Genomic DNA, 13,973 nt, shown 5'->3' on the forward strand with positions numbered 1-13,973 from the left:
CGCCTCGTGTCGGGCGGCTTTGCTGGGGATGGCGGAATAGCGTCTGAATGATCCTCCCCCGCCAGGGGGAGGTGGCTGGCACTTGCCAGACGGAGGGGGCGGTAAGGGATAACTGCGGTGGCGTGTCCGCCCCCTCCGTCGCCTTTGGCGCCACCTCCCCCTGGCGGGGGAGGATTGACGTTGTCTAGAACGTCGTTCTTCCCCCTGACGTGTCGAACGTCGACGCCGTCGTGAAGCTGCACTCCTCCGACGCCATGAAGCACACCATCGCGGTCGATTCCGGGATTTCGCCGAGCCGCCCCATCGGGATCTTCGAACGCATATATTCGACCTGGCTCGCGGGCAGCTGCTCGAGGATCGGGCTCTCGAACGTCGCCGGGGTCAGCGCGTTGGCGATGATGCCCTTGCCCGCGAGTTCCTTGCCGAGACTCTTGGTCAGGCCGATCACCGCCGCCTTGGTCGCCGAATAGGCGGACGCGTTGGGGTTCCCCTCCTTGCCCGCCACCGACGACACGTTGACGATCCGGCCATAACCGTTCGCCAACATCAGCGGCACGACCGTCCGGCAGCAATAGAACAGCCCGTTCAGATTGATGTCGACGACGCGCTTCCAGCTGTCGAGCGGGTATTCGTGGACCGGTGCTGTCGCCCCGGTGATCCCCGCCGAACAGATCAGGATGTCGACCTTGCCGAGCACGGCCGCGCTCTCGTCCGCCGCCGCGACAACCGCGTCGACGTCGGACACGTCGAGCGCGACAACGTGCGCCGCACCGACCTCGCCCTTCGCGACCGCGAGCTTGGCGGCATCGAGATCCCACAGCACGACGCTGCCGCCCTCCGCGACGATCCGCTTGGCGACATCCTTGCCGAGCCCCGACGCGCCGCCGGTGACGATCGCGCAGCGACCGGCAAACCGCCCCCCATAGATCGTCATGCGATCGAACCTTCACCTAAATGGCGCCATTCGACGACCGACTGGCGCTGCGTGCCGAGCCCGACAATGCCGAGTTCCATCACGTCGCCGGCCTTCAGGAAGATCGACTCCGGCTTCTTGCCCTCGCCGACGCCCGGCGGCGTGCCGGTGATCAGCAGGTCGCCGGGATACAGCGTGATATATTCGCTGACGTACGCGATCAGCTGTTTCAGTTTGAAGATCATCGTCTTGGTGTTGCCGGTCTGCATCCGCACACCGTTGACGTCGAGATGCATGTCGAGGTCCTGCGCATCGCCGATCTCGTCGGGCGTTACCAGCCACGGGCCGACCGGGCAGAAGGTGTCATGCCCCTTGCCCTTGCTCCACTGCGACCCGCGCTGCTTCTGGTTGAAGCGCTCCGACACGTCGTTGGCGAGGACATAGCCCGCGACCTTGTCGAGTGCATCTTCCTCCGAGACGTAGCGGCACGTCTTGCCGATGATCACGCCAAGCTCGACCTCCCAGTCGCCATGCGTCGAATCGCGCGGCAGGACGACGTCGTCGTTGGGGCCGCTGAGGCTGGACAGCGGCTTCATGAACATCATCGGCTCGGTGGGGATCGGCAGGCCGGATTCAATCGCGTGATCGCGGTAGTTGAGGCCGATCGCGACGATCTTGCCGATGCCCTTGATCGGGACGCCGTAGCGCGGCGTACCGTCGACGACCGGCAGCGACGCGGGATCGGCCGCGAGCGCCTGCGCCAGCGTTGCGACGCTGAGATCGTCGATCACGCCCGACAGGTCGCGGATCGCACCGTCGGCATCGACGATGCCGGGCTTTTCCTGACCGGGTTGGCCGTAGCGGCAGAGTTTCATGAGGGGACTTTCGGAAAAGAGAATGGCGAAAAGAGAGACTGGATCAATGCGTGTACGGGCGGTGCATCGCGATCTCGGGGTTGAGCGTGACGCCGAATCCCGGCGCATCGAGCGCGCTCGCCTTCATCCGGCCGTTCTGCGGCACGGGCTCACCCAGCAGCTGCGGGTGGAACATCGGCACCACCTCGGTCGGTCCCGGATGCATCATCAGGAACTCGGCGAACGGCGAATTGTGGCGCGTGATGACGAAGTGATAGCTGTAGACCGACGACCCGTGCGGCACGACCATCTTGCCATGCGCATCGGCCAGCGCGCTGATCTTGAGCAGTTCGGTGACGCCACCGCACCAGCCGACATCGGGCTGGATGATGTCGCAGCAGTCCATCTCGAGCAGCATCCGGAAGCCCCAGCGCGTCGCCTCATGCTCGCCGGTGGTGACCAGCATGCCCTTGGGCACGTTGCGCTTCAGTTCGGCATAGCCCCAGTAATCGTCGGGGCTGATCGCTTCCTCGATCCACTTCAGACCATGCTCGTGCGCCGCGATCGCAAGCCGCGTGGCGTAGTCGACGTCGAGCGCCATCCAGCAATCGAGCATCAGCCAGAAATCGGGACCGCATTTCTCGCGCATGTCGGCGATCATCGCGATGTTCTTCTTCATCCCCTCAGCGCCCTCGGCGGGGCCGTGGTGGAGCGGCATCTTGCCACCGATGAAGCCGAGTTCCTTGGCGACGTCGGGCCGTGCGCCGGTCGCATAGAATTGCAGTTCGTCGCGCACCGCGCCGCCGAGCAGGTGATAGACCGGCTCCTGCCGCAGCTTGCCGAGCAGATCCCACAAAGCGAGATCGACGCCGGAGATCGCGTTCACGACCAGCCCCTTGCGGCCGTAATATTGCGTCGAGAAGTACATCTGGTCCCAGATCTTCTCGTATTCGGTCGGCGAGCGCCCTTCGAGGAAGCGCGCGAGGTGCTTCTCGACGATGAACGCCGCGGGCTCGCCGCCGGTAGTGACCGCGAAGCCGACCGTGCCGTCCTCCGCCTCGATCTCGACGACCAGCGTACCGAGCACGTTGATCCCGAAGCTCTGGCGCGACTGGCGGTACTCGGGATAGCGGCTCATCGGCGTCGCGATGTGGTCATCGATCCAGTGCCCCGCGCCCTGGTCGTGATAGTCCGCCCCACCACCACGGACGACGAACGCCCGGACGTGCTTGATCTTCGGCAAAGTCACAATCGCCACGCTCAACGCTCCTCATCCCCCGCGCCCCACCGGAGGCGCGTCGCACACACCATCGAACGATGTCCGCGTCCTGCCCGCCCGGTCTGTTTCGACCCGGCAACGCAGCACATCCACGTCTCACCCGATGATTTGCATCATCTCATTTTGTGAGACGAATGATTACTTGATGAGAATGTCCGCGTCAAACGCAGACTTGAACTGATACTGGAATTCCCTCGTGCATGTCTGCGGACCGGCACGCATCCGACCACCCCACGGAAAAAGGGCCTGACACGGCCATAAATCGATGATATATGATTAGCCATCTTACAATGTGGTAAATCACCAAAGAGTGGTTCTGCGCAAAGGGGGGATACCAATGAACGGTTTACGTCTCACGGCCTGCATTCGTAGCGGCACATCGATGCTCGCGCTGCTCTCTGCCGGGGTTGCGACCACCGCCACGGCTCAGCAGGCAGCCCCGCCGACGACGACAACTGCGGAGACTCCCCCCGAACCCGCGACGCCCGCCGACGTAGTCCAGACCGATGACATCATCGTCACGGGTTTCCGCGCGTCGCTCACCACCGCGATAAACCAGAAGCGCAACGAAACCGCGGCCATCGACAGCATCGTCGCGGAGGACATCGGCAAGTTCCCCGACTCGAACTTGGCCGAATCGATGCAGCGCATTCCCGGCGTCGCGCTTGCCCGCGGCGACGGTGGCGAGGGCCGCAACATCTCGGTCCGCGGGCTGGGCGCCGCATTTACCCGCGTCCGCATCAACGGTATGGAAGGCACGTCGCAGACCGGATCGTCCGACATCTATGGCGGCGGCAACAACGGCCGCAGTTTCGATTTCAACGTTTTCCCGACCGAGATCTTCTCGTCGCTCGCGGTTCGCAAGACGCCCTCGGCCGATGTCGAGGAAGGCTCGCTCGGCGCGACCGTCGACCTGTCCGCGCCGAAACCGCTGGCGGGCAAGCAGGACTTCACCCTCAGCGCGACCGTCCGCGGCGTCTACAGCGAACTGGCGAAGAAGGTGAACCCGCGCGCTTCGCTGCTGATCGCCAAGAAGTTCGACGACGGGCGGTTCGGCCTCCTCGGCTCGGTCGCCTATCAGGAACGCGACATCCGCGAAGTGGGCTATTCCGCGGTCGACATCCTGTCCGCCAATACCAACGGGCTGTTCTGTTCGCCGGTCGGCTTCGCGCCCGCCACGCCGGCGATCGGCAGCAAGGGGGCCGATGCCGCGAACTGCTATCCCGGAACGCCACGCACCAGCACGTCGGCGGCGTTCAACACGGTGCTCGCCGCGCGCCGCCCCGACCTGCCCAACACCGCCGGCAGCGGCGCGTTCTTCCCGCGCATCCCGCGCTATCTGAATTCGGAGCAGAAGCAGAAGCGGCTCGGTGGCACGCTCAGCTTCCAGTTCCAGCCTGACGCGGCGACCGATATTTCGCTCGACCTGCTCTATTCGCGCTTCCACGTCGTGCGCCGGGACAATTACATCGAGGCGATCTCGTTCGCGCGCTCGGCCGCGAACAACGGCCAGCCAGTGATGTCGATCAAGGACGTCCAGCTGACACCGCAAGGCGGCCTGATCTACGGCCTGTTCGACGGCGTCGACGTTCGCTCCGAAGGGCTGGTCGACGATTTCACGTCGACGTTCAAGCAGGCCAATCTCAACATCAAGCACGACTTCACCGACAGCTTCGGGATCACCGCGCTGTTCGGACTCAACCAGGCCAAGGCGTTCGGCAAGCGACGCTTCCAGTATTTCATGGACGCGATCGACACGCCCAATTTCTCGATCGACTACCGCGACGGCAACGATACGCCGAAGCTTGGCTTCGGTTTCGACGTGTCCGATCCGACCCGCTTCAATTACGGACCTGCGCTTGCCGATGGCACAGTGCGCGGCGGCTACAGCTTCCAGGCGCGTCCCTCGACGAACACCAACAACGGACTGACCGCGGAAACGAACCTGCATTGGAAGGTCGCCGACGTGCTGACGCTGAAGGCGGGCGGCCAATATCGCCGCAGCGATTTCACATTGCGCAACGTCATTCCGTACACTGCGGACACGCTTACCAGGGCGCTGCCCGCCGGCACCACGCTCGCCGACATCACGCACCAGATCAGCGGCGTCGGCAATCTCTGGGGCAATGGCGCGCCGTCGAGCTGGGCTTCGCTCGATCCAGACAAGTTGATCAGCACGTTCAACCTGGATGCGGTCCGCTATTGCGGCACCGAATGCGGCGCGCAGTCCAGCCGCGTCCTCGAGGAAGTCTCGTCGGCCTATGCGATGGCGGCGTTCGATCTCGGCGACCGGCTCGGCGGCATCGGCGTCCGCGGCGATGCGGGCGTCCGCTTCGTCCACACCGACCAGCTGTCGTCGGGCTTCATCTCGGTCGCGCTCGCAGGCTCGCCGACAGGCGTGACCGGACGGTTCGCCACCGCGAACAAGCGCTACAGCGACTGGCTGCCCTCCGGTAACCTCGTGATCGAGCCGATCGAAGACCTGCTGTTCCGCTTCTCGGGCGCGAAGGTGCTCGCCCGACCGGAGCTCGGCGTGCTGACTCCCACCAGCGGCGTCAACGCGATCACGCGCAACGGCAGCGTACAGAACCCGCAACTCGATCCGATCCGCGCCAACACCTTCGATGCGGCGATCGAGTGGTATTTCCGCCCCGGCGCGCTGCTGTCCGCCGCGTTCTTCTACAAGGATCTGAAATCCTACGTTCAGAGCGTCAACACGCTCATCCCGTTCAGCGATCTCGGCCTGCCGAACGAACTTCTCGCGGGCAGCAACACGTTGCCGAGCGAACAGTTCACGATCGCGCAGCCGCTCAACACGCCAGGTGGCCCGTTGAAGGGCGTCGAGGTCAACGCGCAGGTGCCGTTCACCTTCCTGCCTGGGTTCCTCAAGAACTTCGGCGCGCTGGCGAACTACACGCACGTCACCTCGCGGATCGACTATATCCTCGCCAGCGTGAACGGCGTGCCAACCGTCACGACCACCGCCAACCTGATCGGCCTGTCGAAGAACACCGCATCGGGCACGCTCTATTACGAGGACAGCAAGTTCAGCATCCGTGGCACCGCCAATTACCGCGACGGCTTCATCCGCGGCATCCCCGCCTCCCCCGGCAGCGATCTCCAGGGCAACGACAGCACGCTGTTCGTCGACGCCTCCGCCTCGTTCGCGGTCACGGACACCGTGAAGCTCATCCTCGAAGGGACCAACCTGACCGACGAACAGAACCGGCTTTATACCGACAGCGTCCGCCAGGACACGTTGTTCCAGACCCGGATCGGTCGCACGGTGACGTTCGGCGTCAACTTCAAGCTGTGACGATCGACCCAAACAGGCGAAAAATTCCCTTCAACGACGGCCGCGTGGTCGTCCAGACCGATAGGGACTTGGCTTCCTGTCGCGTCGCTCATAAAGCGGGCGTTGATTCGAAAGACCGTCACGATAGCCGAGAGCCCTAGATAGCATGCAAATAATCGTTCGCGACAATAACGTCGACCAGGCCCTCCGCGCCTTGAAGAAGAAGCTGCAGCGCGAAGGCGTGTACCGCGAGATGAAGCTTCGTCGTCATTACGAGAAGCCGTCGGAAAAGCGTGCCCGCGAGCATGCTGCCGCTGTCAGCCGTGCACGCAAGGCCGATCGCAAGCGCGCCGAGCGCGATAACTGATCGTTCCCGGACCGGGCTTGCACGATAATGCTCGTGCAAGACCCGGTCCGACATCATGCGCCGTTCCGGAATGGCGCCTGCGGCACTGGCCGATCGATTCGCGACATCGGGGATCCAATCGATCCCGACATCCTGCCGACGCAACTGTGAGTTCACAGCAGCATCATCGCTGCTGACGATCACGGTTGCCTAACGACTTTGGCAGTTGAGCCCGTCCCGGCTCCGGCCGAGGCCTCACGCCGCCATCCGTACCTTGATGCGTCTATTCCGGGGCGACACCGTCCGCGTTGACCAAGTCGGCGCCGACGAGCGTACCGCGCACGCGCACCCGTTTCTCGACGAGATCGACCGGTACGCGGTGCAGCTCGAGCTGATAGCGACCGCCGATGTCCCGACGCAGATAGAATGCACCGCCATCGCGAAGCAGCATCCCGGTCTCGTCGATTACTGTCCCGATTGTCGTCATGCGTGTGCCATTCCCGTTGATCGGGATAGCGCGTATCCCAAGAAGCGAGGCGTTTCCACGCAGTTACGCCGCATATTATTTCTCTGCCCCAACGACCAGGTCGATCACTGCATCGAACGATAGGCCCCGCACCGATGCCGGTCGTGCGCTAATGGCCGCCCTCGACCCACGGAACGCCCGCCTCTCGAAACGCATCGGCGAGCGCGGCTTCGAGTTCCAGCGACTCCCATTGCTGCATAGGGTTCAGATGTTCGACGAACTCGGGCAGCAGATGCACCCCGAACCTCCTGACCGCACCGCTGGCCTTGTACCCCAGCTTGTGCTGATCGAACCGCCAGTCCGGATCACGCGACGTCTGCCCGACATACAGTCCCCAGCGCTCCGGAAACCGCGAGTCATGCAGCAGCACGATATAGACGGAGTGCCTCGCGTTGCGCGAACCGGCGGTCGCGGCGCGAAAATTCTCACAGGCTCGCCGAGCCGCCGGCATCCAGCCGATCGATGTCATCGTCGTCGATTCGCCGACAGGTCGATACGGTCCGAAACCTCTAGGCGTCTTTCGCCGTCTTCGTCTTGCCCGAGCGCGCCGGCAGGCAGTTTTCCTTCGCCAGTTCGGACAGATGCTCCGCCGCCCTGATGTGCATCGCGCGGACTTCGTTGATCGGCGAGGCGACCGCCGCAGCGATATGCCGGGCCAGCTGTTCCCGCGGATCGTTCAGGAACGGTGATTGCGCCACGCTCTACTCTCCTACTGCGCCGCGCACGTCGCGCGTGTCGGCTGCCGTTCAAACGCTGCGGGCCCTCGTTCGGTTCACCCCGCTACGCAGTCGCCCGCCCTCACCCCATCATCCGCCCGCGCAAGTTGAACAGGATCACCAGCGTTCCCGATACCATCAGCGCGATGATGAGCGCGGAGAACAGGATCAGTTGCAGGTCGTGACGCGACGAGCGCTTAAGGCTGATGTGGAGGAAGCAGCGGAACTGCACCGCCATCTGCACCAGCCCCAGCGCCAGCACGGTCCCGAAGATCGCGCGCGCACCGAACGACGGCCAGCGGACCACCGCGAAGGCTGCCACCGTCAGCGCGAGCGACAGGCCGTAGCCGACCGCATAGGTCCTGAGTTCGCGGGTCCGGTCGCTCATCCGATATTCCCTTGCAGATAGACGACCGAGAAGATCGCGATCCAGACGATGTCGAGCAGGTGCCAGAACAGCCCCAGCCGCAACAGGTTGATCCTCACGCGCGCATCAAGGCCATAGGCGCAGACCTGGGCGACCATCACGACCAGCCAGAAGCACGCGACCGCGACATGCAGCCCGTGCAGCCCGACCAGCGCGAAGAACGACGACAGGAAGCCGCTGCGCATCGGATAGGCACCGTGCGCGAACATCGTCGCGAAGTCGTTCGCCTCGAGCGCGAGGAAGACGAGGCCGAGGCCGAGCGTCGCACCGAGCCAGCCGAACAGCACGCGGCGCGGTTCGTCGTACTTCATCGCGATCGTCGCGCGGCCGAACGTCGCGCTGCTCGTCAGCAGCAACAGGGTCTCGACGAACGCCGGCAGCAGCTTGAATTCGGAGGCAGGCGTCGGGCCGCCGACGGTGCTGCCGATCATCGTGCCATAGGTCGCGAACAGCAGCGCGAAGATCACTGCGTCGCTCATGAGAAAGATCCAGAAGCCGAAGATCGCGTTCTCCGCCTGGTCCTGCGTCAGCGCGCCGGTGTCGCCAAGGTTGAGGCCGGCATGCGACAGTTCGGGTTCGCTCATGCCACGATCTCCGCAAGGCCACGATTGACCGCGGCGGTCTCCAGTTGCCGCGGAATCGCGGGCGTCGCCCGGACGCGCGTAAGCCAGGCTTCGTGCTCGCGCGCGACCTCTGCAGCGGGAATGGTCCGGTGCTGGTCGCGACCGAAGCTACGCAGCACGACCGCCGCGACGATCACCTGCAGCGCGACGATGGTCAGCCCCCAGATCTCCCAGATCAGGCCGAACGCCGCGACCGCGGCGGTGAGACCGATCACGACGCTGGTCGCGCTGCCCTTCGGCACGACGATATCCTCGTAAGCCACTGGCGAGGCGTAAGGGTCTGGCTGGCCCTCGTCATGCTTGTGATCGTAGAACGGGTTGCGCCCGTCGATCAGCGGCAGGACCGCAAAGTTGTATTCGGGCGGCGGGGCGCTGACCGACCATTCGAGCCCACGGCCATCCCACGGGTCGCCCGCTTCCACGCGTGTCTTGGCACGGTCGCGGATGCTCACCCACAACTGGATGCCGAGCGACGTCAGTGCCGCCAACAGGACGAACGCGCCGACGCCGGCGACGTACAGCCAGGGCCGGAACGACGGTTCGAAGATCGCCTGCGTCCGCCGCGCCATCCCGCTCGCGCCGAGCACGTACAAGGGGAAAAAGGCGAGGTAGAAGCCGACCACCCAGCAAGTGAACGCGATCCGCCCCCAGCGCTCGTCGAGGCGGAAACCGAACGCCTTGGGGAACCAGTAATGATAGCCCGCCAGCATCCCGTACAGCAGCCCCGGGATCAGCATGTTGTGGAAATGCGCGACCAGGAACAGCGTGTTGTGGACGAGGTAATCGAGCGGCGGCATTGCCAGGATGATGCCGGTGAAGCCGCCCAGCACGAACGTCATCATGAACGCGAGCGCGTAGAGCATCGGCACGGTAAAGCGCACCTCGCCGCGAAACATCGTCCAGATCCAGTCGTAGATCTTCACGCCGGTCGGCACGCCGATCGTCATCGTCGCGATCCCGAACGCCGCGTTGACGTTGGCCGACTGCCCCATCGTGAAGAAATGATGGACCCACACGGTGAAGCTCAGCACCGCGATCGCCATCGTCGCGATCACCAGCGAGGTGTAGCCGTACAGATCCTTGGTCGAGAAGGTCGACACGACCTCCGAATACACGCCGAACGCGGGCAGGATAAGGATGTAGACCTCGGGATGACCGAACAGCCAGAACATGTTGGCGTAGTTCATCATGTTGCCACCAAGGTCGTTGGTGAAGAAATGGAACCCCAGATAGCGGTCGAGCGCGAGCAGCAGCGTGGCGACGGTCAGCGGCGGCATCGCGAAGATCATCAGGATCGACGTGCACAGGCTGGTCCATGCGAACATCTGCATCCGCATGAACCGCATCCCCGGCGCACGCAGCTTGTAGACGGTGCAGGCGATGTTGATCCCCGCCATCGTCGAGCCGATCGACCCCAATGTCACCGCCCATATCCAATAATCGACACCGACACCGGGGCTGAACGCGCGCTCTGTATAGGGCGGGTAGCCGCTCCATCCACCGGTCGAGAATTCACCGACGACGAGGCTCGCCATCATCAACCCCGCGGCACCGATCGTCAGCCACAGCGCGATCGAATTGGCCCAGGGAAACGCCATGTCGCGCGCGCCGATCTGGAGCGGCAGGACATAGTTGATCATCCCCGTCAGGAACGGCATCGCCATGAAGAAGATCATGATCGAGCCATGCGTCGAGAATAGCTGGCCGAAATGATCGGGCGACAGGAAGCCAGGATTCTCGATCGCGACCGCCTGTTGCATCCGCATCAGCACCGCCTCGACCAGCGCACGCGGCAGCATCACGAACGCGACGACGATATACATGATGCCGATCTTCTTGTGGTCGAGGCTGGTGAGCCACTCGGTCCACAGATACCGCCATTTGCCGTAGCGCGTCAGCAGCGCCGCGACGACGACCGCGCCGACCACCACCAGCGCACCCGCGAACGCGCCGATGATCTCGCTGATCGTCGGGTTCTCCCAGGCGCGCACGAACGGCAGGTCCTGCCAGCCGAACCGGCCGAGCACCGCTGGCCAGAGGGGAACGGAAACGGTCATCGAACGGCTTTCTGGGGAGAATGGGTCATGCCGCCAGTCGCGGCGACGACGTGCTCGAACAGGTTCGGCGTGACATGCGCGAACTCGACGGGCCGGGTGATGATCGACCGCGCGGATAGCCGCCGCCACGTCTGCGCATCGAGCGTGCGACTACCGCGACGTGCAGCAGCCGCCCAGCGATCATAGTCGGCCGGCGACACCGCAACGACGTCGAACTTCTGCTGCTGGAAGCCGGCGCCGTTATACTGCGTGTTTTCGCCGCGGAACCGTCCCGGCCGGTGCGCCTGGATGTTCAGCTCGGTCGTCATGCCGCCCATCGCATAGATCTGCCCGGCGAGTTGCGGGATCAGCATCGACTGCATCACCGTGCCGCTGGTCAGCTTGATATGTACCGGGCGCCCGGCGGGAATGGTCAGCCGATCGACCGACGCGACGCCGAGGTCGGGATAGACGAACACCCATTTCCAATCGAGCGCGATCGCCTGCACCTCGACCGGCGCCGCGCCGGGCAACCGCCGATACGGATCGTCGATCTGCGTCCAGTGCCACAGCAGTACCGCAAGCCCGATGACGATCCCGGCAGGCGGGATCCAGATCAGCCCCTCGACCCACCACGAGAAATTCCACTTAGGCCGGTACGCGTCGCCGCGGTTGGACAGCCGGTAGTGCCATGCGAACAGCGGCGTCAGCAGCAGCACCGGTCCGGCGACGAACAGCAGCACGATCGACACGGTGACGAACAGGTCGCGCTCGTGCCCTGCCACCGGCCCCTGCGGGTTGAAGAACCCGTGCGACAGCGCTGTGCAGCCCCCTAGCCCCATCAGGATCGAGAGCGGCGCCAACCGCGATAGTCTCCACTTCAATCGAACGAACACCTGGCCCCCTTGTCGCACCGCCCGCGCCCAGGAACGGTTTCGCGCCGGCTGCGTGAAGAAGCCGTCTTATGGCGTGATGCTCTAAGGTTCCCATCGCCGCAACGCGCGACTGCCGGTCCGGCTGCTCCTTAACAAAAACTTCATGCCGAAATTCGCTTCCCTTCGATCATCAAATGCTCCGCGTGACACCGTCGTCACTTGCTCGTGACCATCGCTCCGATAGTCTTCCGCCTGGAATCGAGAGTCGGGATCGGGAGACGGGCATGCGCGGACGGGTTCGGTTGAGTGTGCTCGCGCTGTTGAGCCTGACGGCGGCTGGCCCGGCGGTGGCTGCTTGCAAGGTCAGCAAGATCGCCGAACTGCCCGTGACCCTCACCGGTCGCCGCGCGATGGTCGATGCGAAGTTCGGCACGCACGACACGCGGTTCATCGTCGATAGCGGCGCCTTCTACAGCACGGTGTCGCGCGCGTCGGCTGCGGAGTTCGGGCTGTCGAGCGAACCGGCTCCCCCTTGGTTCCGGCTGCGCGGCGTCAACGGCGACACGTCCGCAGCGGTCGCCAGCGCAAAGGATTTCTCGCTCGCCGGCCTGCCGATCCCGCGAGTGAGCTTCATCGTCGGCGGCACCGACACGGGGACGGCCGGTCTGCTCGGCCAGAACATCCTCGGTCTCGCCGATGTCGAATACGATTTGCCGCATAGCGCGGTGCGGCTGATGCGGGTCGATGGCTGCGGCAATGTCGGGCTCGCCTATTGGGCCGCGGGAAAACCGTTTTCGACGATCCCTCTCGAACGCGGCGGCACCGGACCGTGGAAGCCGCACACGATCGGCACCGTCCTGGTCAACGGCGTCAAGATGCGCGCGGTGTTCGATTCAGGCGCGCAGACCACCGTCATGACGCTCGCCGCGGCCAAGCGCGCAGGCATCACCCCGACCAGTCCCGGCGTGACCGCGGTCGGATTGAACTCGGGCATCGGCTCGAAGCAGCTCGCGACCTGGCGCGCTGCGTTCGATACGATCGACCTCGGCGGCGAGACCGTGCCGCACCCGAAATTCCAGATCGCCGACATCCGGATCGACGGCGACATGCTGATCGGGTTCGATTTCTTCCTGACGCACCGCATCTTCGTGTCGAACGCGAACCACCTGCTCTACATGACCTATGAAGGCGGCCCGGTCTTCGGGCTGACGCCGAGCGGCGCGCGTACCACCGCGGGCGAGAAGCTCGACCTGACCGACACCGCCGCCGTGCCGACCGATGCCGAGGGGTTCAGCCGACGCGCCGCGGTCTTCCTGTCGAAGCGCCGGATCGAGGAGGGGCTCGCCGATCTCGACAAGGCGGTGGCGATGGCGCCGACCGAAGGCCGCTATGTGTATCAGCGCGCGCAGGCCCGGCTCGCGCACGGCCAGCTCCTGCTCGCCGCGGCCGACCTCGACAAGGCCGTGACGCTCATGCCCGACAACACCGACGCCCGCCTGCTGCGCGCACGCCTCCGCTTGATGAGCCGCGATCCGGATGGCGCGGGCGAAGATGCCAAGGTCGCCGATCGCGCGCTGCCGGCTGGCTCGGATCGCCGGCTCCAGCTTGCCGGCCTGTACGAAAATCTCGACCAGCCCGCGCTCGCGATCGTCAATTACGATGCGTGGCTGAAGATGCATCCCGAGGACGCCGCCCGCTCCACCGCGTATAACGGCCGATGCTGGGCGCGTGCGCTGCTGAACCGCGAGCTCGATCGTGCGATGTCCGACTGCAACACCGCCGTGAAGCTCCGCCCCGGCTATGCCGCCTATCTGGACAGCCGCGCGCTGGTGAACCTGCGTCTCGGCAAGCTCGACGCCGCGCTCGTCGACTATGACGCCGCGGTCAAAGCCAACCCGCGCAACGCCTGGTCGCTCTACACCCGCGCGATCGCCGAACGACGCGCGGGCAAGGTCGAAGCGGCGGACGCGGACCGCAAGGCCGCACTCGCAATCAACCCGAACGTCGCCAAACGCGCGGCGCGGTACGGGCTGGACGGCTGACCGGACGCCGACGTCTACCTGCTGGCGCCCGGCGCAGCACC

At 64.7% G+C, this 13,973-nt stretch carries 13 protein-coding genes; 3 read left to right on the forward strand and 10 right to left on the reverse strand.

The window, feature by feature from the left end:
* Window positions 1-184: 184 nt before the first annotated feature.
* The 3 genes from C8J42_RS13760 to rhmD are packed head-to-tail and all read right to left on the reverse strand — an operon-like array spanning window position 185 to window position 3,016.
* Entirely contained in the window at window positions 185-934 is a 750-nt protein-coding gene (locus tag C8J42_RS13760) for an SDR family NAD(P)-dependent oxidoreductase (RefSeq protein ID WP_133020531.1), read from the reverse strand.
* The gene (locus C8J42_RS13765) at window positions 931-1,788 is read right to left on the reverse strand and encodes a fumarylacetoacetate hydrolase family protein (protein ID WP_133020532.1); all 858 of its coding nucleotides are present in this window, start codon (window positions 1,786-1,788) and stop codon (window positions 931-933) included. The genes C8J42_RS13760 and C8J42_RS13765 overlap by 4 nt, the downstream gene beginning before the upstream one ends.
* Before the next feature lie 43 nt (window positions 1,789-1,831).
* Window positions 1,832-3,016 (reverse strand): L-rhamnonate dehydratase, encoded by a 1,185-nt coding sequence (gene rhmD, locus C8J42_RS13770; RefSeq protein ID WP_056065412.1) that lies wholly within the window; start codon window positions 3,014-3,016, stop codon window positions 1,832-1,834.
* 367 nt (window positions 3,017-3,383) lie between these two features.
* On the opposite strand from rhmD, the gene C8J42_RS13775 reads away from it, so the two are divergent.
* Window positions 3,384-6,362, forward strand: a complete 2,979-nt coding sequence (locus C8J42_RS13775; RefSeq protein WP_243644422.1) for a TonB-dependent receptor — start codon at window positions 3,384-3,386, stop codon at window positions 6,360-6,362.
* 145 nt (window positions 6,363-6,507) lie between these two features.
* Window positions 6,508-6,708: a 30S ribosomal protein S21 gene (gene rpsU, locus C8J42_RS13780; protein WP_031393196.1), complete on the forward strand. Its 201-nt coding sequence runs from the start codon at window positions 6,508-6,510 to the stop codon at window positions 6,706-6,708.
* A gap of 262 nt (window positions 6,709-6,970) precedes the next feature.
* Here the strand turns inward: rpsU and C8J42_RS13785 are convergent, their stop codons facing one another.
* The 7 genes from C8J42_RS13785 to C8J42_RS13815 form a co-directional block, all read right to left on the reverse strand.
* Window positions 6,971-7,174: a DUF5818 domain-containing protein gene (locus C8J42_RS13785; protein ID WP_120301000.1), complete on the reverse strand. Its 204-nt coding sequence runs from the start codon at window positions 7,172-7,174 to the stop codon at window positions 6,971-6,973.
* 148 nt (window positions 7,175-7,322) lie between these two features.
* Window positions 7,323-7,682 (reverse strand): hypothetical protein, encoded by a 360-nt coding sequence (locus tag C8J42_RS13790; protein ID WP_133020533.1) that lies wholly within the window; start codon window positions 7,680-7,682, stop codon window positions 7,323-7,325.
* Between the two features lie 40 nt (window positions 7,683-7,722).
* Window positions 7,723-7,911 (reverse strand): hypothetical protein, encoded by a 189-nt coding sequence (locus C8J42_RS13795; RefSeq protein WP_133020534.1) that lies wholly within the window; start codon window positions 7,909-7,911, stop codon window positions 7,723-7,725.
* 100 nt (window positions 7,912-8,011) lie between these two features.
* Window positions 8,012-8,317, reverse strand: a complete 306-nt coding sequence (locus C8J42_RS13800) for a cytochrome C oxidase subunit IV family protein (RefSeq protein WP_133020535.1) — start codon at window positions 8,315-8,317, stop codon at window positions 8,012-8,014.
* Window positions 8,314-8,940, reverse strand: a complete 627-nt coding sequence (locus C8J42_RS13805; RefSeq protein WP_133020536.1) for a cytochrome c oxidase subunit 3 — start codon at window positions 8,938-8,940, stop codon at window positions 8,314-8,316. The genes C8J42_RS13800 and C8J42_RS13805 overlap by 4 nt, the downstream gene beginning before the upstream one ends.
* Window positions 8,937-11,036 carry a cbb3-type cytochrome c oxidase subunit I gene (locus C8J42_RS13810; protein ID WP_133020537.1) on the reverse strand — a complete coding sequence of 700 codons (2,100 nt, stop codon included), beginning with the start codon at window positions 11,034-11,036 and terminating at the stop codon, window positions 8,937-8,939. Before C8J42_RS13810 ends, C8J42_RS13805 begins: the two co-directional genes overlap by 4 nt.
* Window positions 11,033-11,911 (reverse strand): cytochrome ubiquinol oxidase subunit II, encoded by an 879-nt coding sequence (locus C8J42_RS13815; RefSeq protein WP_133020538.1) that lies wholly within the window; start codon window positions 11,909-11,911, stop codon window positions 11,033-11,035. Before C8J42_RS13815 ends, C8J42_RS13810 begins: the two co-directional genes overlap by 4 nt.
* A 263-nt stretch (window positions 11,912-12,174) precedes the next feature.
* Here C8J42_RS13815 and C8J42_RS13820 point away from each other — a divergent pair, with 263 nt between their 5' ends.
* Window positions 12,175-13,932, forward strand: coding sequence for an aspartyl protease family protein (locus C8J42_RS13820; RefSeq protein WP_133020539.1), 1,758 nt, complete (start codon window positions 12,175-12,177; stop codon window positions 13,930-13,932).
* Window positions 13,933-13,973: the final 41 nt, after the last annotated feature.

Source organism: Sphingomonas sp. PP-CE-1A-559 (genome assembly GCF_004340965.1).
Taxonomy (GTDB): Bacteria; Pseudomonadota; Alphaproteobacteria; order Sphingomonadales; family Sphingomonadaceae; genus Sphingomonas.